The following is a 20049-nucleotide window of genomic DNA, read 5'->3' as shown; positions in this document are numbered from 1 at the left end:
GACCATTCGGGAAACGCTCTCACGTCACCCCCGGGATATGGGCCCGCCGAAAACAGGGCAAGAACTGCGCGTGAAAATCGCCGTCATCGAAGCGGAACTGACGGGAGTGAATTTCCCTCGTGGAACTTCGGCGCCCCTATCCTTTAGCGCGGGGCGGCCGGCTGCGGGTGTTCACCGGTCCGTCCCGAGGACCAGGCCGCTGGTGGGCACGCCGGTGCCGGCGGTCACGATCACGTTGCGCACGCCTTCGGGCTGGTTGACGCTGGTGCCCCGCACCAGCCGCACCGCCTCGGCGATGCCGTTCATGCCGTGCAGGTACGCCTCGCCGAGCTGGCCGCCGTGGGTGTTGAACGGCAGCCGCCCGCCGAGCTCCAGGTTGCCCTCGGCCACGAAGTCCTTGGCCTCGCCGGGGGCGCAGAAACCCAGCTCCTCCAGTTGCGGCAGCACCAGCGGCGTGAAGTGGTCGTACAGGATCGCCGCGTCCATGTCGGCGGGGCCGAGGCCGCTCTGCGCGTACAACTGCCGCCCGACCAGCCCCATCTCGGGGATGCCGGTGATGCGGGGACGGTAGTAGCTCGTCATCATGTGCTGGTCGTCGCCGGAGCCCTGGGCCGCGCCGAGGATGACGGCGGGCGGGTGCCGCAGGTCGCGCGCCCGCTCGGCCGAGACCACGACCAGCGCCTGCCCGCCGTCGGTCTCCTGGCAGCAGTCGAGCAGGTGCAGCGGCTCGGCGATCCAGCGCGACGCCTGGTGGTCTTCGAGCGTGATGGGCCGCCGGTAGAACCAGGCCGCCGGATTGGTCGCGGCGTGCGTCCTGTCGACCACGGCCACCCGGCCGAAGTCCTCGCTGGTCGCGCCGTACTCGTGCATGTAGCGGCGGGCGAACATGGCCACCCACTGGGCGGGCGTCGACAGGCCGAACGGGGTGAGCCACGCGTACGCCGCGCCCTCGGCCCCCGTGTCGGCCGGGTCGCCCGCCTGGCCGAGGCCGTAGCGCAACCCGGAGCGCTCGTTGAAGGCCCGGTAGCAGACCACGACGCCGGCGACGCCGGACGCGACGGCCAGCGCCGCCTGCTGGACGGTGCCGCAGGCCGCGCCGCCGCCGTGCGGGATGCGCGAGAAGAACGTCAGGTCGCCCATGCCGGTGGCACGGGCGACGTGGATCTCGGCGTTGGTGTCGGCGGTGAACGTCACCATCCCGTCCACGTCGGACGGCTTCAGGCCGGCGTCGGCGAGAGCCGCGAGCACGGCCTCGCAGGCGAGCCGGAGCTCGCTGCGGCCGGAGTCCTTGGAGAACTCGGTGGCCCCGATGCCGGCGATCGCCGCCGCGCCCGAAAAGCCGCTCATGTCACGTCCTTCGCGGGAAGCCGTACGGCGACGGTGCCGGTGACGTGGGCGCCCAGGCCGTTCTCGCCGCGTACGGCGATCTCGACCCGGTGGTCGTCGTCGTGCTTGGCGGTGACCGTGCCGGTCAGTGTCATCGTGTCGCCCGGGTAGTTGGGCACGCCGAGCCGGATCTTGATGGCCTTGACGACGGCGGCCGGGCCCGCCCATTCCGTGACGTACCGGTCGACCAGGCCGTTGGTGGTGAGGATGTTCATGAAGATGTCCTTCGACCCGCGCTCGGCCGCGAGGCCGGGGTCGTGATGGACGTCCTGGTAGTCGCGACTGGCGATCGCGGTCGCCACGATGAGCGTGCGGGTCAGCGGGATCGGCAGCGCGGGCAGCTCCTCCCCCACCGCCACCTCCTCGTACGTCCGCCCGTTCATGACACGTCCCCGAGCTGCGGGCGGAACACGGGAAGCGACAGGCCGGGATCGGCGTCCAGCCAGTCGAGGACGACGGGCATGCCGATCTCGACCTCCCCCGGCTCCACGCCGATGAGGTCGGTGACGAGCCGTGTGCCCTCCTCCAGCTCCACGAGCGCGACGATCAGCGGATAGCCGAACGCCGGGTGGCGGGGGTGATGGTTGACCACGAAGCTGTAGACCTGCCCGCGGCCCGACGCCTCGGCGGTGTCCCACTCGAACGAGCCGCAGTGCGGGCAGCAGGGGCCGGGCGGATGGCGCAGCGTCCCGCACCCGGCGCAGCGCTGGATCACCAGCCGGTGCTCGCGCGCCGCCTCGAACCAGAACGCGTTGTCGCGGTTGATCACCGGCCGCGGCCGCGACGCCTTCGGGGCCCGCTCGCCAGGGGAGGACGCCTTCGGCCGGAACCACAGCAGGCGCCAGCGCTGGACGGCGACGACCTCGCCGTGCTGGTCGGTGTAGGTGCGGACCGTCGTCACGAACCGGCCGGCGCCCAGCGCGGTGCTCTTCTCCGGGGAGATCGACTCCACCACCTCGCGGACGCTCACCCGGTCGCCGACCACCAGCTCGCGGTGGAACTCGAACTCCGAGTCGGTGGCCACCACCGAGGTGTAGCCGTCCTTCTCCAGCAGCGCGTACAGCTCCTCGGCCCCCGGCGCTCCGCCGGCGCCTCCCCCATCGGGAGCCCGGGCGTACCCGCGCATCGTCCACGCCTGGGTCATCGACGCGGGCGCGACGATCCCGGTGCGGCCGGTCGCGCGGGCGGCGTCCTCGTCGAGGTAGATCGGGTTGCGGTCGCCCATCGCCTCGGCCCAGTGCCGGATCATGGGCGCGTTCACCGGGTCGGGCCCCTCCTGCGGGGGAAGGATCTCCCGTCCGGCGAAGTCCTCGTAGGCGGTCATCGGTCCTCCACACCGGTCTGCACGCCGGTCTGCACGCTGTCCAGACGTTAGTCAGCGGGACCCGCCGGCGATCCGGCGAATCCCGCTGACCGGGAGCGGAGTGAGACCGAGTGAAGCGGAATGAGGCCGAGTGAGGCCGAGTGAGGGCCGGGTCAGGCGGGACCGAGCCGCAGGCTCTTGAACTCGGTCGCCTGGGCGGCGATCGCCTTCTCCGTGGGCAGGCGTTCCATCGACGACGCCCCGAAGAAACCCGCGATCCCGTTCGTGTGATCGAGCACGAACTGGGCGTCCTGCGGCTCGGCGATGGGGCCGCCGTGGCACAGCACGATGACGTCGGGGTTCACCGCGACGGCGGCGTCGCGCATCTCCTGCACCGCGGCGGCGGCCTCGTCGAGGGTGAGGGCGGTCTCCGCGCCGATGCTGCCGCTCGTGGTCAGCCCGACGTGGGGCACGAGAACATCGGCTCCGGCCTCGGTCATCGCCGCCGCCTGCTCCGCGTCGAAGACGTAGGGGGCGGTGAGCAGGTCACGCCGCCGCGCCTCCCTGATCATCTCCACCTCCAGCCGGTATCCCATCCCGGTCTCTTCGAGGTTCTGCCGGAACTTGCCGTCGTACAGCCCCACGGTGGGGAAGTTCTGCACGCCGGCGAAGCCCATCGCCTTGAGCTGGTCGAGAAACGGGCCCATGAGCCGGAACGGGTCGGTGCCGCATACCCCGGCCAGCACGGGGGTGTCGCGGACGACCGGCAGGACCTCCCTCGCCATGTCGACGACGATCGCGTTGGCGTCGCCGTACGGCAGCAACCCGGCGAGCGACCCGCGACCGGCCATGCGATAGCGGCCCGAGTTGTAGATGATGAGCAGGTCGGCCCCGCCCGCCTCGGCGGCCTTGGCCGACAGGCCGGTGCCCGCGCCCGCGCCGATGATGGGCCGGCCGGCCCGTACGGTGGCGCGCAGGCGTTCGAGAGCTGTCTCGCGGTTCATCTCAGTCTCCAGTTCAGCGTGCGGAGTCGGACGCACGGATGAGGCGGTGCAGCGCTTCCGCCGCGGCCCGGCCGAATCCCGGGTCGTTGATGGCGGCGTCCACGTCGTGGACGGGGACGCCGGTGTCCTTCAGGGCGTCCCGCAGCGCGGTGAAGCAGGCGGCGTCGGCGTCGGGGTCGGCGAAGGGCCCGCCTTCGACGTCGATCCCCGAGACGCCCTTAAGCGGCAGGAAGACCTCCACCGGCCCGGTGGCGCGGCCGAGCTTGCCGCCGATCCTGGCGCCCAGCTCGGCCATCTCCTCGCGGGTCGTCCGCATGAGGGTGACCGTGGGGTTGTGCACCAGGAACTTCCGGTCCGCGAACTTCTCCGGCACCGTGTCCCGGGGCCCGAAGTTGACCATGTCGAGCGCGCCGACGCTGACCACCTGCGGGATGCCGGCCCGCCCTGCCGCCTCCAGCCGGTCCGGTCCCGCGGTGAGGACGCCGCCGACGAGATCGTCGGCCAGCTCGGTGGTGGTCAGGTCGAGCACGCCGTCGAGCATGCCGGAGGCGGCGAGGGCCTCCATCGCCCGCCCGCCGGACCCCGTGGCGTGGAAGACCAGCACCTCGTATCCGAGGGCGGTCAGGTGGTCGCGGGCCTCGTCGACGGCGGGCGTGGTGAGCCCGAACATCGTCGCGCCGATCAGCTTCCGGTCGTCGCCGGTCCCCGTCTCGCCACGGACCCGGGCGTACCGCTGGGCCATCCCGGCCATGGCGGCGGCGGCATTGCCGAGCACCGCCCGCGAGAGCCGGTTGATGCCGGAGATGTCCACGACGGAGTACATGAGCGTGACGTCCACGTCTCCGACGTACGGGCGGACGTCGCCCGAGGCCATGGTCGAGACCAGCAGCTTGGGCACACCGACGGGCAGGGTCTGCAGCGCCCGGGCCGCGACCGACGAGCCACCGGAGCCGCCGATCGCGAGCAGGCCGTCGAGGCGGCCCTCGTCGTACAGCCGGCGGACGACCACGGCGGCGCCGGTCGCCATCGTGTCCATCGCGGCGCCGCGGTCGCGGCCGGCGCGGAGCCCGTCGAGGTCGGCGCCCGCCGCCCGGGCCACCTCGTCCGCGCCGACGTCGGCGTGCTCCGCCCCGGCGGCGAAGGTGCCCACGTTCACCAGGAGCACGTCGCAGCCCGCCTCTCGCAGCCGGTCACGGACCCAGAGGTACTCCTCGGTCTTGGTGTCCAGCGTTCCCAGCAGCACTACCGTCGCCACCGCGGCCTCCTGTCGTCGTCGACCTGCCCGTACGGTCGAGAATGTCCGGCAGCGGCCGAACCGGCCAGGCCAATCACGCAGAATTGGTCCACGCGTACAGGGGGGACGGTGAGATGGCACGCGCGGAACACGTCGACAGTGCCGCGTTGGCCCGCCTGCTCGGGGGCTGGCGGGCGGACGACATGCCGCTGCCGCACGCCCTCGCGGACGCGCTCGACGAACTGGTCGCAGGCAACGTGCTGGTCGAGGGGGCCGCGCTGCCGCCGCAGCGCGCGCTGGCCGCCGCGCTGGGGGTCTCCCGCGGGACCGTCGCCCAGGCGTACGCGGAGCTGGCCGCGCGGGGGCGGCTCACGTCACGGCAGGGATCCGGGTCGCGGGTCCGGCGCGACCGCAGCGCGGGCGGCGGCGACCACGTCGTCGACGGACGGCTGGCGTCCTTCGGCAGCACCCGCCGCCTGGCCGAGCTCGACCTGTCCAGCGGCGCCCTGCCCGCCCTGTCGCTGGTGCGGGAGGCCGTGTCAGCGGTCGACCTATGCGAACTCGACGTCTATCTCGCCGGCGACGGCTACTACGCGGCGGGGCTGCCGCGTCTGCGCGCGGTCGTCGCCGAGCAGTATCGCGCGCAGGGGCTGCCGACGGAGGCGGATCAGATCCTCGTCACCTCCGGCTCCCAGCAGGCCGTCTGGTTGTGCGCGTCGTCCCTGGTGACGCCGGGAGACGAGGTCCTGGTCGAGGAGCCGGGCTACCGCGGCGCCATCGAGGCGTTCCGTACGGCGGGGGCGCGGCTGACGGCGGTGCCCGTGCGGGCGGACGGCCTCGACCTGGATCACCTCGACCGGGTGGCGCGCCGGGCCGCTCTGCTCTACTGCCAGCCCGCCGCGCACAACCCCACGGGGATCAGCCTGCCCGCGGCGGCCAGGGAGCGGCTCAGCGAGATCGTCGGCAGGCACGGCCTGCTCACGATCGAGGACCGTTCCTGCGCCGACCTCGTCCTCGACGACCGCGGGGTGCGCCCGCCGCTGCCCGATCCGCCCGGCCCCGGCCTGGTGATCCGGATCGGCACCGCGTCCAAGCTGCTGTGGGGCGGGCTGCGGGTCGGGTGGATACGCGCGGAACGCCCGATGATCAAGCGGTTGACGCAGGCCAAGGCGGCGCTGGACCTGGCCGCTCCGGTGCTCGACCAGATGGTGACCGCCGAGCTGCTGACGCAGGCGGACCGGGCCCGGCGGGAGCGCACGCGGCGCCTGCGGGCCCATCTCGCCGACGCCGTGGCGGTCCTGGCCGAACGCCGCCCGGCGTGGCGGTGGACACCGCCGAGCGGCGGCACGGCGCTGTGGATCGACACCGGGACCGACGCCGTCGCTCTGGCCGAGCGCGCTCGCAGGAGAGGCGTGCTGGTCACCGCAGGCCCGGCCTTCTCCCCCGCGAACGCGCAGCGCTCCCGGATCCGGCTGCCGTTCTGGCGGCCCGTGGACCAGTTCGCGCACGCGGTCGACCTGCTCGAATGAGCGACGGCGCCGGTCACAGTGTCATCTCATCCGGGTCATCTCACCCGGGTCATCTCACCCGGTCACTTCATCGCCGGGTCACTTCATCGCCGGGTCACCTCAACGCTGATCGCGGGCCTCGGCGGCGAGCAGGCGGCGCCGGTGGTCGGCGAACACCTCGTCATTGGACGAGACGGTCGCACCGGGCACGGTCGGGGAGACGAACGTCGGCACCACGACGCCCCGGCCGGCCAGCACGGCGGCCGTACGGGTCACGATCTCGTGGCTGACCACGCTGGCCACCACCGTCGAGGCGCCCCCTGTCGGACGGTCCCAGCCGTCCACCTCGATGATGGCGTCCTGCACCGGCACGCCGGTGTCGATCGTGACGTCGCAGATCTCCGCGATCCGCTTGCCGCTGGAGTGCTCGGCCGGGCGTTCCAGATTGGCCACCGAGGTGACCGCGACGGTGAACAGCCCGCGCTCGGCCGCGTACATGGTCGCCTCGACGGGCGCCGCGTTCCTGCCGCCGTGGCTGTAGACCACCATCACGTCGCCGGGGGCGAGCGGCTCGTGGTCCAGATACTGCTTGATGTATCCCTCGGTGCGCTCCAGCCAGAGCAGCTCGCGCACGCCGCCCGGCCCCAGCACGTTGTGCCACATCAGCCGGGGATCGGTGAGCGGGTGGATGCCCGCGAAGCTGCCATACCTGGGGAAGGCGTCCATGGTGGGGATCACCGAGTGGCCGCTGCCGAACAGGTGGATCAGGCCGCCGTTCTGGATGGCGTCCGCGCTGCGCTCGGCCACGGTCGCCAGCGCCTCCTCCTGTGTGGAGGCGAGCCGGTCAAGGATGGTCATCAAGGTTCGGGTGTAACTCACGGACGTTTCCTTTCATGGGGTCCGCAACGCCAGCCGCACGCGGTATCGGTCTCCGCGCATGACGCTGCGTACGTGTTCGAACGGGCCGTGGGCGTCGAAGGTGAGGCGTTCGACGTAGAACGCGTGCGCGCCCGCGGCCACTCCGAGGGTCGCGGCGTCCTCGTCGAGGACGCCGCCGACCGTGAAGGTCTCGACGGCCTCGCGCGGGACCAGCCCGTACTTCTCGTTGAGGGTCTGGTAGAGCGACCGGTCGGTGAAGTCGATGTCGTCGATACCGGGGAACCGGTCGAGCGGGAGGAGCGCGGTCTGCACGCCCACCGGCCGGGTGCCGTCGGTCCTGAGCCTGCGCAGCCGCAGCATCCGGGCGTCCGGCGGCAGCTGCATCTCGGGGGGCAGGTCCTCCTCGCCCGCCGTGACGACCGACTGGCCGAGCACCCGCGAGCCCGCGCTGTGGCCGAGCTGCGCGAGCTCGGCGGTGAACGACGTCACCCACCGCGCGCCGGCGGTCAGGCTCGTGTCGCGGACGAAGGTGCCCCGGCCCTGTTCCCTGACCAGCACCCCGCGGTCGACCAGCCGGGCCACCGCCTGCCGGACCGTGACGCGGCTCACGCCGTACGCCTTGCCCAGCTCGTCCTCGGTCGGCAGGCGCTGGCCGGGCACCCATTCGCCGGCGTCGACGCGCTGCTGGAGGCTCCGTTCGACCTGCAGATAGAGAGGGACACCCGAGGTGGGGTCCAGCCCCTTCACGATCACCATTCCTCCGTTCTGGCGATGAGGAGTGCCCCCACGACGCCCGCCCGGGAGCCCAGTGCGGCGGGCCGCACCGGCACCCGGCGGCCGTCGGGTGAGGCGAACCTCGCGACGTGCCGCTGGAGCGGAGGGCCGAGGACGTCCATCGCGTCGGCCAGCCCGCCGCCGATGAGAATGATCTCGGGATCGATCGTGCTGGCGACAGCCGCGACTCCCCGGGCGAGGCGGGCGGCGTACGCGTCGAGCGCGGCGCACGCCCGCTCGTCTCCCGCGCGGGCCGCCGCCATCAGGGCGGGGCCGTCGCGCAGCGACGAGCCGGACGCGGCCCGCTCGAACGACCCGTGAACAGGGCCGTGAACAGGGCCGTGAACAGGGCCGTCGAGAGGGCTGTCCGGCACGTCGGCGGGCAGCCAGCCCCACGAGCCGGCGCTGCCGTGGACGCCGCGCCAGATCCGGCCGTCGATCAGGAGGGCGCCGCCGATGCCGGTGCCGACGGCCAGCAGCACGGCGGACCTGGCCCCCTTGGCCGCGCCTTCGGCGGCCTCGGCGAGCAGCGTGAGGTGGCCGTCCAGGGCGAGCCGTACGGGCGCGCCGAGGCGGGCCTCCATGTCCTCCCGCAGCGGGCGGCCCTCCAGCCACGGCAGCGCGGGGACGAACACCGGCCGGTCCTCCCCGGAGGTCCCCGGCAGGCCGATCCCGACTCCGGCCGGCCGGGCGATTCCCGCGCAGAGCGTGGTCACCTGGGCGAGGAACGCGTCGTAGGAGCCGGCCACCGGGGCCGTGACGAGTTCGCCGCGTCCGTCCGGCGTCTCGGCCAGGACCCGTACGGAGGTGCCGCCGACGTCGATGCCGACGTACGTCGTCATCCCTTCACCCCCGTCCGGGAGATGCTCTGGACGAACACGCGCTGGGCGAGCAGGAACACCACGATCGTGGGCACGCTGGCGATCAGCGCCCCGGCCATGACCACGTTCTGGTACTGCACGCTCGTGCTGTAGGACAGCAGGCGGCTCAGCGCGAGGACGACGGGGAACTTGTCGTCCGACTGCAGGATCGACAGCGGCCACAGGAAGTTGTTCCAGTAGAAGACGAAGGCGAAGATCGCGAGGCTGACCAGCGCCGGGCGCAGCAGCGGCGTGACGATCTGCCAGACGATGCGCCCCTCCGAGGCGCCGTCCAGGCGGGCGGCCTCGATCAGCTCGTCGGGGACGTCCGCGATGAACTGCCGCATCAGGAAGATGCCGAAGGCGTTGGCCAGCCAGGGCAGCATCACGCCCATGTAGGAGTCGGCCAGGCCCATCGTGGAGACCAGCCAGTACAGCGGCACCAGGGTCACGATCGGCGGCAGGAACATCGTCGCGACGACCGACCAGAAGAGCAGGTCGCGGCCCCGGAAGCGATACTTCGCGAACACGAAGCCCGCCATGACGCTGGTCACCAGCACCGACAGCGTGGAGACCCCGGCGATCAGGACGCTGTTGGCGAAGGCGCTGCCGAAGGGGACGGCCTGGAAGACCTCGCCGAACGCGGAGAACGTCACGTGCGACGGGAACCAGGTCGGCGGCGCCTTCTGGAGCTCCTCCGGGCCCTTCAGCGCCGAGATCACCATCCAGTAGAGCGGGAACAGCGGCACCAGGATGACCAGCCCGAGCGCGAGCGCCGTGGCCGCGCGTGCCGTGCGCCTCATGACCGTCCCTCCGCCGCCGTACGCCTGCGCATGGCCGCGAGGACGACTCCCGTGACGGCCACCAGCACGAGCAGCAGGCTGAAGGCCATCGCGCTCGCCTGGCCCGCCATGCCGTTCTGGAACGCCGCCCGCTGGATCGCGTACGACAGGACCGTGGTGCTCTCGGCCGGCCCGCCCTGGGTGAGGATGTAGACGGGGTCGAAGACCTGGATCGCGTTGATCGCGGCGATCAGCACGATGAACGTCGTCGTACGGCGGAGCAGGGGCAGCGTGACGCTGAACGTCTGCCGCCAGAAGCCGGCGCCGTCGATGCGGGCCGCCTCGTACACGTCGTCGGGGATCTGGGTGAGCCCCGCGATGACCAGGATCGTGTAGTAGCCGGTCATCTGCCAGACGTGGAAGATCACCAGGGAGAACAGCGCGGTCCCGGGGTCGCTCAGCCAGGCGGGCGAGTCGATCCCGAGGGCGCCGAGCGCCTGCGAGATCGGGCCGTAGTCGGGCGCGTAGAGCGCACCCCAGACGATCGCGATGGCCACCGTGGGGATCACGTAGGTCGAGAACAGCGCGGCCCGCGCCACCGCCTTGCCCGCCGTCTTCGGGAAGTAGAGCAGCATCCCGAGCGCCAGGGCCAGCGGAACCGTCGTCACCAGGACGAGCACGACGTAGACCAGGGTGTTCCCGAGCGCGTTCAGGAAGTCGTCGCTGTGCAGCAGGTCGGCGTAGTTGCCCAGGCCCCGCCACGTCATCTGCGTCAGCGGCGTGTACATCGACCAGTCGTGCAGGCTGATCCAGAAGGTCAGGGCGATCGGCACGGCGACGAACAGGACGATCACCGCCATCGCCGGCGAGAGGAAGGCTATCGCCGCCCCTCGCCGGGCGTGCCCCCGAGCAACGGTCATGCCCCGGCCTTGGCCAGGATGCTGGCGACCTCACTCTGCGCCGCGGTCATCGCCTGCTGCGCGGTCTCCTTGCCGAACACGATGTTCTCGATGTGCTTCTGCACGGCCTGGCTCATGGCCTCGCCGCCCAGCACCGTCGGGAACGGCTTCGCGTTCGGCAGCTCGGCGACGTACGCCGCGATGAACGGGTCGGACAGGTCGGCCTTGTGCGCCGTGAGGTCGCTGGTCCTGCTGGGCAGGATGCCCATCGACATCAGGATGTCGCCCATCGCGGACGAGCCGCTCTTGCCGCTGTCGGGTCCGTTGAGGAACTGGAGGAACTTCCACGCCGCGTCCTGCTTGGCGGGCGAGGCCTTGCCGTTCACCATCGTCAGCCAGGAGTAGGACACCCCCGCCGAGGCCGTGCCGTCCGGACCGACCGGCACCGGCGCCACGCCGACGTCGGAGTAGCGGTCGCCCATGGCCTGCTTGAGCGCGCTCTGCCACCAGTTCGCCATGATGATCATGCCGGTCTTGCCGTTGACGAAGTTGTCGAGGTAGGGCCCGGTGGTGTTGGCGTTGGCGCTGCTCATGGACGGCTGGGTGGCGCCGCTCTTGATCAGGTCGGCGTAGAGCTGCGCGGCGGCCACGACCTTCGGGTCGTCCAGCTTGGGCGTGCTGCCGTCGAGCAGCTGCCCGCCGTTGGAGTCCACCAGCGACAGCCAGGGGTGGACGGCGCCCGAGGCCCAGCTCGTGATCACGCCGAAGCCCTGCTGCGTCACCTTGCCGCCGTCGCGCTTGGTCAGCTTAACGGCGTCGGCCTTCAGCTCGTCCCAGGTCTTGGGCGGCGCGGGGATGCCCGCCTCGGCGAACAGCTTCTTGTTGTAGTTGAGCGCGTAGAGGTCGACCTCGTTCGGATAGCCGCGCACCTGGCCCTGCTTGGTGACGTCGTCGACCATGTTGCCCGGCCAGGCGGCCTTGACGTCCGCGGCCACGTCCGAGGGGGCGGGGGCGGCCAGGCCGTCCCGCACCAGTTCGGGCAGCCAGAGGTCGTAGATGCCCGCGATGGTGGGGCCGTTGGGGCTCGCGCCCTGCGTCCTCAGCGTGCTGAGCAGGTTCGCGAACGGGACCGCCCGGATGTCCACCGTGACATCGGGGTTCTTGGTGTGGAACGCGGCGGCCGCGGCCTTGAGCGCCGTCACCTGTTCGGGTCCCCAGTGGGTAAGGAATGAAATCGTCTGCGGTCCGCCGGCCGCTCCGTTGTCCGCTGAGCCGCCACATCCGGCGAGCGCGAGCGCCAGCACGGCACCTAGTGAGATCGCTCCGACAGTTCTCAAGGGGGTCTGCCTCCTCCCCGCTGTACGCCGCCGCCGACCGGGCGTCGTTACATCGTTAGGTTGTTATAACGAATTTTTGCCGCGAGGGGAAGGGCTGCGGGCGAGGACGTGAACGAGCGAGCGGCCCGGCGGTTGCCGCCGGGCCGCTCTTTCACCTCTGCCGGGTCACCGCATGACGAAGCGCTGGGCCGCGGTGCCGTTGCAGTCGTAGATCTGCAGGCGGGTGCCGTTGCCGGTCGCACCGCCGGGCGAGTCGACGCACCGGCCCGACTGGGGGTTCTGGATCGACCCGTCGGCCCGCAGCACCCAGTTCTGCGCGCCGGTGTTGTTGCAGTCGTAGAGCTGCAGCGGGGTGCCGTTGGCGGTGCCACCCGACCGCACGTCGAGGCAGCGGCCGAGGGTGCGCAGCGTCTGCCCGCTCCAGGTCCAGAACTGGTCCTTGGCGTAGGACTGGCAGTCCCACAGCTGCACCGCCGCGCCGTTGCCGCCGGTGTCGTCGCCCGCCACGTCGACGCACTTGCCGCCGGGGCCGATGATGTTCGCGCCGGACGGGCCGCCCGTGCCCCCGCCGAAGCTCCCGATCGTCATCCCGGCCGACGACGGGTTGGGCTGGTCGATGACCGGGGCGAACCCGCCGACGTCGTCGTAGGAGAAGCCGTAGGCCAGGCCGTTCAGCGAGTGGGCGTGGATCGTCTTGCTGAACAGGTTCGACGCGGACTGGCCGTAGAACTTCGTGGCGTCCGTCGTCGGCTGGGTGTCGTACATGACCCGGCCGGTCGTCGAGAGCGTCGCGCGGTTGAGCGCGGCGCAGACCCGCGCGCCCACCGCGAGGATGGCCGCCTGGTCGGGCTGGTTCGGCGGCTGCATGCCGCCGGCGCACGCGAAGACGTCGCTCGTGGCCGGTTTGGTGAGCGTGCCGATGACGGCGCCGGACGCGTTGCGGAACGTCCAGTTCGCGCCGCTTGTGGTGCCGGTGAAGGTGCCCAGCGACGTCTGCACGGTCAGCGGACGCGTCTCGTAGTAGGACCACACGCCGTTCACGTAGGAGTCGAGGTACGTCGAGGGGAACAGGCCCTTGGCGATGGCGTGGACGGGTGCGAGCACGCGCAGCGGGAGGCCGTCGGAGGCCCGGGTCGTCGTCAGGGCCGACCACGGCGACCCCAGGCCGGCGAACGCGTTGAGGATGGCGGCGCGGTCGCCGGCGATGCCCTGCGTCTGGGTGTTGCCGGAGGCGTCGGTGACGCCGACCGTCAGCGGGAAGCCGAACATGTCGACGGTGGTGGAGTTGATGAAGATGCCCGCGCCGCCGTTGCTCGTCCGGGCGAACTCGGCCCAGTCGTAGAGGATGCCGGCGTTCGGGTCGCTGTCGACCCAGGGCGCGGGCTCGACCAGCCCGTTCGTGGTGAGGAAGAAGCGCAGCTTCGCGCCCATCGACACGTAGACGCGGCCGCCGGACAGGTTCGGCGGCAGCGTGACGGTCGTGCGGGCGCCGGTGCCCGGCCCGGGGATCGCGATGTCCGGCGCGGGAACCGGCCCGTTGGGGATCGACGAGGGGAAGGAGTAGGCGCGCCACGTTCCCGAGGCGTCCACATAGCCCTGCTGACCGGTGATCGAGTTGCGGGCGACGACGTAGACGTACGTCGCGTCGCCACGGCCGGAGTTGTTGGTGATCGTGAAGGGCAACTGCGTGACGGCGGCGTTCGCCCGCTGCCCGGCGGCGAGGACCACCGCCTGGGCCAGCAGGACGACGGCGAGCAGGGCGCGCCGCCATCGCCGCGACGACATGTGCATCTCTCGGCTCCTCTGGGGGGTGAAGGGCGTAGACGAGCTGTGAGAGCGCTCTCAGACATGTAACTTTACTGTTAACTGACCACCCGTCAATAGGCATCTGACACCTGTCATGCCGCCGCCGGGAGCCAAGACCACTCGGGAGAGCGCTTTCCGATCCGGTTGCTCAGACGCGTTCGATGACGGTGGCCGTGGCGTGCGCGCCGCCGGCGCACATGGTCACCAGGGCGGTCGAGCCTCCGGTGCGCTCCAGCTCGCACAGCGCCTGGGTGAGCAGGCGGGAGCCGGTCGAGCCGACCGCGTGCCCGAGCGCGATCGCGCCGCCGTTCACGTTGACCCTGTCCATGTCGGCGTCGAACGCCCGCGCCCAGGACAGCACGACCGAGGCGAACGCCTCGTTGACCTCGACGAGGTCGATGTCCGGCAGCTTCATGCCTGCCTTGCGCAGCACGTGCCGGGTCGCGTCGATGGGCCCGTCGAGGTGATAGCAGGGATCGGAGCCGACCACGCCGGAGGCGACGATGCGCGCCCGCGGGCGCAGCCCGAGGTCGCGCGCCCGGCCCGCGCTCATCAGCAGCACCCCGGCCGCGCCGTCGCTGATCTGCGAGGAGTTGCCCGCGGTGTGGATGCCGCCCGGTATCACCGGCCGCAGGCTCGCCAGTGCCTCCCTGCCGGTGTCGCGCAGCCCCTGGTCCCTGGTGACGACGGCGGTCTCCCCCGTCGGCCCCTCCGGTCCCGTCACCGGCGCCTCCACCGCGAGGACCTGGCCGTCGAACCTGCCTTCCGCCCACGCCCGCGCGGCGCGCCGCTGGGAGCGCAGGCCGAGCGCGTCGGCGTCCTCACGGGTGATGCCGCGCCGCTGCGCGATCCGCTCGGCCGCGGTGAACTGGTCGGGCAGGTCCAGCGACCAGGACGGCGGGAACGGGCTGCCAGGGCCCGCGGTGACCGCGGCGCCGAGGAAGACCCGGCTCATCGACTCGATCCCGCAGCCGATGCCGACGTCGATCGCCCCGGCCGCGATCAGCCCGGCGACCAGGTGGACGGCCTGCTGGCCGGAGCCGCAGGCACAGTCGATCGACGTGCAGGCCGTGGTGTACGGCAGGCCCGCGTGCAGCCATGCCTGGCGGGTGACGTTGTTGGCCTGCTCCCCCGCCTGGGTGACGCAGCCGCCGATCACCTGCTCGACCGTCTCGGCGGCGAGGCCGTTGCGCTCGATCAGTGCCCGGTGCACCACGCCGAGCAGCTCGGCCGGGTGCAGCCCGGACAGGGCGCCGTACCGCTTGCCGACCGGTGTGCGCACCGCGTCGACGATGACGGCCTCGAACGGGGATGCCACCTTCAGCGTCATGAGGAGAGGCTAGAAATCTTCTCCGGTGCGGACACGTCCAGGTCCCGCTCAGTGGTGCGTGCCCGCGATCGCGAAACAGGGACCGGAGTCAGGCATGAGCGGACACCTCCACCATCGCGAGCACGTCGACGGTCACGCCGACGCGGGCGGCCGCCTGGGTGGCCTGTGCGATGTGGTCCTTGAACGCGCGTGCGTGCGGCTCGGTGTCGAAGACCGCGACCGTGTGCATCTTGCCGGTCTGCGCGTCCCGCATCCAATAGCCGCTGACGAAGCCCGGCCGCGCGGCGGTCTCGGGCACCACGGCGGCGCGCAGCGCCTGTTCCTGCTCGGCCCGCCGGCTCTCGTCGGCGGACCAGATCCCTACAACCGCGTGCATGGCCCGCACGCTATGGCCGGGACCGGCGCCGGGCATCCGTGCGACCACTCATCCGCGGTACCTATCCGTGTGCCCTATCGTGTGCCCTCTCCGTGTGCCCTCTCCGTGTGCCAGGAGGCGATCCGGGCCCGCGACTCGAAGCCGAGCTTCACCAGGATGTGCGCGACGTGGTTCTCGACCGTGCGCACGGACAGGTAGAGCCGCTCGGCGATCTGCCGGTTGGACAGCCCTTCGGCCACCAGGGCGGCGATCTGCCCCCAGCGCGGGGTCAGCGGGCCGGCCGGCGGCGTGACCACCACTTCGGCCACCGCTTCTGCCGCCCTTTCGGCCACCGCTTCGACCGCCGCCTGGAGCGTCGCCAGCCCCAGCCGCCGCGCCAGGTCACCGGCGGCGTCGAGGTGCTCGCGGGCGGCGGCCCGGTCACCCTGGTCAAGCGCCGCGCGGGCCAGTTCGAGGTGGACGTGTCCGGTGGCCGGCGCGAACCCCAGTGCGAGGCTCGTGGCCAGCGCGACGCGCAGGTGCTCCCCGGCGGCCTCCGCGTCGCCGAGAAGCCGGGCGAGCCGGCCCAGCCGCAGTGCCACCGGACCAAGCCCGGGGCCCAGCGGATCGGCGATCACCTGCCGGTCGGCGAACGTCAGCAACTGCGTGTAGACCCACGCACCGGTCTCCCGGTCGCCGAGCGCGACGCACACGTCCGCCATCCCGGACATCGCGACGACCCACTCCCGGGCGTGCCGCGGGAACGCGCCGAGGTGCGGGACCAGCGACGGCCACATCGCCCGCACCTCGTCGATGCGGCCCATGTGCGTCAGCACGTTCACGTGCCAGGCGCGGGACAGGAACGGGCCCTGCTCGGTGAACGCGCGCACCGCCCGCTCCACCGGCTCGTATCCCTCGCCGGTGAGCTGCGCGAGCGCATCGGCATAGATGAGGTGGAAGAATTCGGCCCCCTCGTGCCCGGCGCGCCGGCCCCGCGCCTGCCCCTCCGCCATCAGCTCGGCGGCCAGGGCCAGCCGGCCCTCGCTGAACGCGACGGACGCACGCACCAGCGTCAGCCGCCACGTCCACAGCGGCTCGCGCAGCTGGTCGACGGCGCCCGCGAACTCGGCCAGCTCGGTGTCGAAGGGCACCCGGCGGCCCAGCTCGGCGAACGCGCCCAGCCGCCACAGATGGCCCCAGGCCGCGTACTCCGGGCGGCCGACCTCGCGGCCCAGCCGCACCGCGCGCTCGCCGAGCGAGAGCCGCTCCAGCACGTGCCCCGCCCCGGTCAGCTCGGTGCCGCGCGCCTGCAACGCGAGGAACACCGCGTCCGGGTCGCCGCACGCCTCGGCCTGCTGCAGCGCGCGGCGCCCCACGTCCGGCTCGCCGCCGTACGTCGCCTCCGGGCCGGGGCCGAACGGGTCGGCGGTGACGACCAGTTGGGCGAGGACCCGGGCGCGGCGCACCGGCTCGGTGTCGCCGAGCAGCGGCAGCGCCGCCCGGCACAAGGCGTGGATCCGCGGGGTGACCGAGGAGTCGGTGACCCCGCGCAGGACCGTTGCCGCGTCCGCGAGCACGGCCGCGTCGCCCGCGGCCCGGCCCAGGTCGGCGGCCTCCTGGCAGCAGCGCCAGGCGGCGTCCACCGCCCCGGCGCGGAACTCGCAGCCGGCGAGGTCGAGCAGCAGCCGGGCCCGGGTTCCGTCGTCCGCCCGGGGAAGCAGGCCGAGGGCGGCCCGATACTGGTATGCGGCGTCCTCGTACGCGAGCCGGCCCCGGGCCCGCTCGGCGGCGCGCAGCGTGACCGTCAGCGCCTCCGCCTCGCCGCCCTGGCGCAGGTGATGCGCCACGGTCTCGATCGGGCCGTCGGCGACCGCCGCAGCGGCGCGCGCGTGCAGCTCCTGCCGGTCGGCAGGCCCCAGCTCGGCGTAGAGCACCTCCTGGGTGAGCACGTGGTCGAAGCGCAGCACGGGCCCGTCGGCGACGAGCACCCCGGCGTCCAGGGCGGCGTCGAGGGCGGCGTCGAGGGCGGGGCCCAGCCGCGTGACCGTCTCGTCGCGCGTCAGGCGCACGGTCGCGGCGAGGGTGGCCGCGTCGAACTCCCGTCCGTGTACGGAGGCCCGGCGCAGCAGGAACCGGGTATCGGCGGGAAGCGCGTCCAGCCGCCGGCCGATCGTCGCGCGGATCCCGCGTGGGAGCCGCTCGCCGGTGCCCGCCAGCCGGGCCAGCTCCACCACGAACAGCGGGTTGCCACCGGACCGTTCGCCGATCGCGCGCAGCGTCGCCGCGTCCAGCGGGCCCGCCGCGGCCCTGGTGGCCAGTTCGGTGACGTCGCCGGCGGCGAGCGCGCCGAGGCGGATCCGGTGCGCCCCGCGCTCCCGGCCCACCGCGCTGAGCACCTCGTGCCGGTCCGTGCCGGCCTGCCCGTCGCGGAACAGCGCCAGCAGCATCAGCGGCAGGTCCGCCGCCTCGGACGCGACATGCTGCAGCAGGCGTAACGAGCCGAGGTCGGCGGCGTGCAGGTCGTCCAGGACGAGCAGCAGGCCGTCACCGGTGGCCCGGTCGCGCAGCGCCTCCACGACCGCGTCGAACCGCCGATATCGGGTGACCGAGGCGTCGGCGGGCTCGTCGAGGCCGGTGGCCGGGGCCCGGATGGCGTGCAGGATCTGCAGCCACGGCCGGAACGGCGCGCCCGGCTCGACTTCGAGACAGGACCCCCAGGCGGTGGCGTGCCCGGCGGCTCGTGCGCGCCGGGTCAGCGCGTTCGCGAACGCGGTCTTCCCGGCGCCGGCCTCGCCCTCGACCAGGACGACGGTGCCCGATCCGGCCCGCACCCCGGATAACCGGGTCTCCGCCTCGGCCAGCTCACGCCCACGCCCGACAAGCTCCGTCACACGAATACCGTACGGGCAGCCGGCCGCCGAAATGATGTGTCCAATCAGTACGTCGAATGAGTATGCCGGATGAGTGTTTTCCCGGACGACCACCCGGCTCCGTGCGACCTACGGTCCCGGCATGGATGACCGTTCCGTCGACCGGGAGCTGCCATGAACCCGACCCTCAAGTGGGGCCTCGCCCTCGCCGTACTGCTGGGCCTGCTGGACATCGCCGGCGTGTCCGGTCTGTGGGCCGACGAAGGACCCCCGGCCGCGCTCGCGATCGGCGGCGGGGTGGTCGGGGTCATCACGATCGTGGCCGCGGCGCTCGCCCGGCGGCGCGGCGCGATCCCTGTGGTGATCGGCTCCCGGGTCGTCTCCGCACTGCTCGGCCTGCCGGTCTACTGGGCGGACGACGCCCCGGACTGGTCGAAGATCGTCATCGGGATCGCGATCGCGGTCACCGCGGCCGCGATCGTTCTGCTCGCCGTCGGCCGCCGGGCACCTCAGCCGGCCTGAGTCCCGTCCAACCGCCTGATCGGAGAACCGCGTGATCGCCAGAGTCGCACGGTGGGAACCCATGCCCACCGACGACCGTGACTGGGTCGTCGAAGCCGCCGCCTCCGTCCCCGGGGTGCGCGCCACCTACCATCTGCTGGACCCGGCCACCGGCAACGGCCTGTCGATCGCCGTTTTCGACGACGACGAGGCCGCCGCCGCGGCCGGCGAAGCGATCCGGCGCCGGGCCGCCGAGATCGGCTGGAACGACCAGCCCCGGCCGCGCTTCACCTCCGAAACCTTCTACCAGGTCATTCGCGGCACGCCGAGAGCCTCACCCGCGTACGGAACGTCGTGCGCGGGCGGTGAGGACGGGAGCGGCGACGGCCGCCGCGAGCACCATCGAGCCGAGCCCGAACCCCGCGAAAAGGTACGTGAGGATCTCCGGCGCCACGTCTGCAGCGTATGTGCCCGGAGCCGATCGGTCAGGGGGAAACTGGGCCGGCCGCCGCGTTCGACCGGGGCGCGAGCAGGAGCCGGCAGGCGATCCGGATGTCGCTCTCGGTGTCGGTGACCGACGCCCTGCCGTTGAGGCTCATCTGCAGCACGCCATACCAGCACTGCATCAGCAGCCGGATCAGCGTGACGTCGGTGACGGTGGGCTCGGCGACGCCGAGCGTGCGCAGGACGATCTTCCGGAACGTCCGGTCGATCCGGCCCACGTCGGCCACCGCGGCGGCGTTGGCGGCGCTCGCCGACTGGAGCATCGCGGTGGCGAGCGCGGGGCGGCGCAGCAGCCGCCTGCTGGCGAGCACGAGCACCTCGCCGACGGCGTCCTCGGGCGTCATCCCCGGCTCGGGCCGCGGGAGGCTCTCGCCGAACCTGTCGACCTGTTCGGCCAGCACCGCGGTGAACAGATGCGTCTTCGAAGGGAAGTAGCGGTAGAGCGTGGCGATCGCCACGCCGGCCTCCTTGGCCACCTCGTGCATCTGGACGCGCTCCAGTCCCTTTTCCGCGCCCAACCGGGCGGCGGCGCGCAGGATGCGCAGGTGACGGGCGCGCTGCTCGGGTGAGCTCGGCTCGGCCGGCGCCCTGACCTCGGCGATCCTCGGCACGTCTCCCCCCTGGTCCTTCGTCCGTCGCGACGACGATACACAGCGGAGCTTCCCCGGCCGCCAGTGGTCCATACCACTCAGTGGGACGTACGGGCCGGTCAGACGC

General features: G+C 72.5%; 18 protein-coding genes. 2 read left to right on the top strand and 16 right to left on the bottom strand.

Annotation, left to right across the window (positions count from 1 at the left end; all coding sequences use genetic code 11):
- Positions 1 to 171 precede the first annotated feature (171 nt).
- From OHB01_RS28345 to OHB01_RS28325, 5 genes are all read right to left on the bottom strand, one after another.
- Positions 172 to 1347, bottom strand: coding sequence for a lipid-transfer protein (locus OHB01_RS28345; RefSeq protein WP_142648450.1), 1176 nt, complete (start codon positions 1345 to 1347; stop codon positions 172 to 174).
- Positions 1344 to 1769 (bottom strand): MaoC family dehydratase, encoded by a 426-nt coding sequence (locus OHB01_RS28340; protein WP_142648449.1) that lies wholly within the window; start codon positions 1767 to 1769, stop codon positions 1344 to 1346. The genes OHB01_RS28345 and OHB01_RS28340 overlap by 4 nt, the downstream gene beginning before the upstream one ends.
- Entirely contained in the window at positions 1766 to 2710 is a 945-nt protein-coding gene (locus OHB01_RS28335; protein ID WP_328854209.1) for a bifunctional MaoC family dehydratase N-terminal/OB-fold nucleic acid binding domain-containing protein, read from the bottom strand. The genes OHB01_RS28340 and OHB01_RS28335 overlap by 4 nt, the downstream gene beginning before the upstream one ends.
- A 152-nt stretch (positions 2711 to 2862) precedes the next feature.
- Positions 2863 to 3693, bottom strand: coding sequence for a phosphoenolpyruvate hydrolase family protein (locus tag OHB01_RS28330; RefSeq protein WP_142648447.1), 831 nt, complete (start codon positions 3691 to 3693; stop codon positions 2863 to 2865).
- A 13-nt stretch (positions 3694 to 3706) separates the two neighbouring features.
- Positions 3707 to 4948, bottom strand: coding sequence for a Tm-1-like ATP-binding domain-containing protein (locus OHB01_RS28325; RefSeq protein WP_142648446.1), 1242 nt, complete (start codon positions 4946 to 4948; stop codon positions 3707 to 3709).
- Positions 4949 to 5061: 113 nt separating this feature from the next.
- On the opposite strand from OHB01_RS28325, the gene OHB01_RS28320 reads away from it, so the two are divergent.
- Complete coding sequence (locus tag OHB01_RS28320; protein WP_328854208.1) at positions 5062 to 6456, top strand: PLP-dependent aminotransferase family protein; 1395 nt, start codon at positions 5062 to 5064, stop codon at positions 6454 to 6456.
- Positions 6457 to 6555: 99 nt separating this feature from the next.
- Here the strand turns inward: OHB01_RS28320 and OHB01_RS28315 are convergent, their stop codons facing one another.
- The 10 genes from OHB01_RS28315 to OHB01_RS28270 form a co-directional block, all read right to left on the bottom strand.
- Positions 6556 to 7314 carry an SIS domain-containing protein gene (locus OHB01_RS28315; RefSeq protein WP_328854207.1) on the bottom strand — a complete coding sequence of 253 codons (759 nt, stop codon included), beginning with the start codon at positions 7312 to 7314 and terminating at the stop codon, positions 6556 to 6558.
- Positions 7315 to 7326: 12 nt separating this feature from the next.
- On the bottom strand, positions 7327 to 8070 hold the full coding sequence (locus tag OHB01_RS28310) for a GntR family transcriptional regulator (protein ID WP_142648444.1): 744 nt from the start codon (positions 8068 to 8070) through the stop codon (positions 7327 to 7329).
- The gene (locus OHB01_RS28305; RefSeq protein WP_328854206.1) at positions 8064 to 8930 is read right to left on the bottom strand and encodes an ROK family protein; all 867 of its coding nucleotides are present in this window, start codon (positions 8928 to 8930) and stop codon (positions 8064 to 8066) included. Before OHB01_RS28305 ends, OHB01_RS28310 begins: the two co-directional genes overlap by 7 nt.
- A complete protein-coding gene (locus tag OHB01_RS28300; RefSeq protein ID WP_142648442.1) occupies positions 8927 to 9751 on the bottom strand; it encodes a carbohydrate ABC transporter permease in 825 nt (274 codons plus the stop codon). Before OHB01_RS28300 ends, OHB01_RS28305 begins: the two co-directional genes overlap by 4 nt.
- Positions 9748 to 10650, bottom strand: a complete 903-nt coding sequence (locus OHB01_RS28295; RefSeq protein WP_142648441.1) for a carbohydrate ABC transporter permease — start codon at positions 10648 to 10650, stop codon at positions 9748 to 9750. The genes OHB01_RS28300 and OHB01_RS28295 overlap by 4 nt, the downstream gene beginning before the upstream one ends.
- Complete coding sequence (locus OHB01_RS28290) at positions 10647 to 11831, bottom strand: extracellular solute-binding protein (RefSeq protein WP_328854205.1); 1185 nt, start codon at positions 11829 to 11831, stop codon at positions 10647 to 10649. Before OHB01_RS28290 ends, OHB01_RS28295 begins: the two co-directional genes overlap by 4 nt.
- 300 nt (positions 11832 to 12131) lie before the next feature.
- Positions 12132 to 13757 carry a beta-1,3-glucanase family protein gene (locus OHB01_RS28285; protein ID WP_328854204.1) on the bottom strand — a complete coding sequence of 542 codons (1626 nt, stop codon included), beginning with the start codon at positions 13755 to 13757 and terminating at the stop codon, positions 12132 to 12134.
- Between the two features lie 163 nt (positions 13758 to 13920).
- A complete protein-coding gene (locus tag OHB01_RS28280) occupies positions 13921 to 15102 on the bottom strand; it encodes a steroid 3-ketoacyl-CoA thiolase (protein WP_142648439.1) in 1182 nt (393 codons plus the stop codon).
- Between the two features lie 88 nt (positions 15103 to 15190).
- The gene (locus OHB01_RS28275) at positions 15191 to 15478 is read right to left on the bottom strand and encodes a hypothetical protein (protein ID WP_142648438.1); all 288 of its coding nucleotides are present in this window, start codon (positions 15476 to 15478) and stop codon (positions 15191 to 15193) included.
- Positions 15479 to 15552: 74 nt separating this feature from the next.
- Positions 15553 to 18348: a helix-turn-helix transcriptional regulator gene (locus tag OHB01_RS28270; protein WP_328854203.1), complete on the bottom strand. Its 2796-nt coding sequence runs from the start codon at positions 18346 to 18348 to the stop codon at positions 15553 to 15555.
- 153 nt (positions 18349 to 18501) lie between these two features.
- Between OHB01_RS28270 and OHB01_RS28265 the strand changes: the two genes are divergently transcribed.
- The gene (locus OHB01_RS28265; protein ID WP_328854202.1) at positions 18502 to 18849 is read left to right on the top strand and encodes a hypothetical protein; all 348 of its coding nucleotides are present in this window, start codon (positions 18502 to 18504) and stop codon (positions 18847 to 18849) included.
- Positions 18850 to 19313: 464 nt separating this feature from the next.
- Here OHB01_RS28265 and OHB01_RS28260 read toward each other — a convergent pair whose 3' ends face one another.
- Complete coding sequence (locus OHB01_RS28260; RefSeq protein ID WP_147944392.1) at positions 19314 to 19943, bottom strand: TetR family transcriptional regulator; 630 nt, start codon at positions 19941 to 19943, stop codon at positions 19314 to 19316.
- Between the last annotated feature and the right edge of the window lie 106 nt (positions 19944 to 20049).

It is taken from the genome of Microbispora hainanensis, from assembly GCF_036186745.1.
In the GTDB taxonomy this organism is placed as follows: Bacteria; Actinomycetota; Actinomycetes; order Streptosporangiales; family Streptosporangiaceae; genus Microbispora.
Note: the sequence above shows the minus strand (reverse complement) of the source record. Positions and strands in the feature narration are given on the sequence as shown.

Bases quoted from the DNA above. Each gene is read 5' to 3' on its own strand.
- OHB01_RS28265 (WP_328854202.1), top strand. From the start codon at position 18,502: ATGAACCCGACCCTCAAGTGGGGCCTCGCCCTCGCCGTACTGCTGGGC.
- OHB01_RS28285 (WP_328854204.1), bottom strand. From the start codon at position 13,757: ATGCACATGTCGTCGCGGCGATGGCGGCGCGCCCTGCTCGCCGTCGTC.
- OHB01_RS28280 (WP_142648439.1), bottom strand. From the start codon at position 15,102: ATGACGCTGAAGGTGGCATCCCCGTTCGAGGCCGTCATCGTCGACGCG.
- OHB01_RS28340 (WP_142648449.1), bottom strand. From the start codon at position 1,769: ATGAACGGGCGGACGTACGAGGAGGTGGCGGTGGGGGAGGAGCTGCCC.
- OHB01_RS28335 (WP_328854209.1), bottom strand. From the start codon at position 2,710: ATGACCGCCTACGAGGACTTCGCCGGACGGGAGATCCTTCCCCCGCAG.
- OHB01_RS28275 (WP_142648438.1), bottom strand. From the start codon at position 15,478: ATGCACGCGGTTGTAGGGATCTGGTCCGCCGACGAGAGCCGGCGGGCC.
- OHB01_RS28295 (WP_142648441.1), bottom strand. From the start codon at position 10,650: ATGACCGTTGCTCGGGGGCACGCCCGGCGAGGGGCGGCGATAGCCTTC.
- OHB01_RS28305 (WP_328854206.1), bottom strand. From the start codon at position 8,930: ATGACGACGTACGTCGGCATCGACGTCGGCGGCACCTCCGTACGGGTC.
- OHB01_RS28330 (WP_142648447.1), bottom strand. From the start codon at position 3,693: ATGAACCGCGAGACAGCTCTCGAACGCCTGCGCGCCACCGTACGGGCC.
- OHB01_RS28310 (WP_142648444.1), bottom strand. From the start codon at position 8,070: ATGGTGATCGTGAAGGGGCTGGACCCCACCTCGGGTGTCCCTCTCTAT.
- OHB01_RS28300 (WP_142648442.1), bottom strand. From the start codon at position 9,751: ATGAGGCGCACGGCACGCGCGGCCACGGCGCTCGCGCTCGGGCTGGTC.
- OHB01_RS28320 (WP_328854208.1), top strand. From the start codon at position 5,062: ATGGCACGCGCGGAACACGTCGACAGTGCCGCGTTGGCCCGCCTGCTC.
- OHB01_RS28345 (WP_142648450.1), bottom strand. From the start codon at position 1,347: ATGAGCGGCTTTTCGGGCGCGGCGGCGATCGCCGGCATCGGGGCCACC.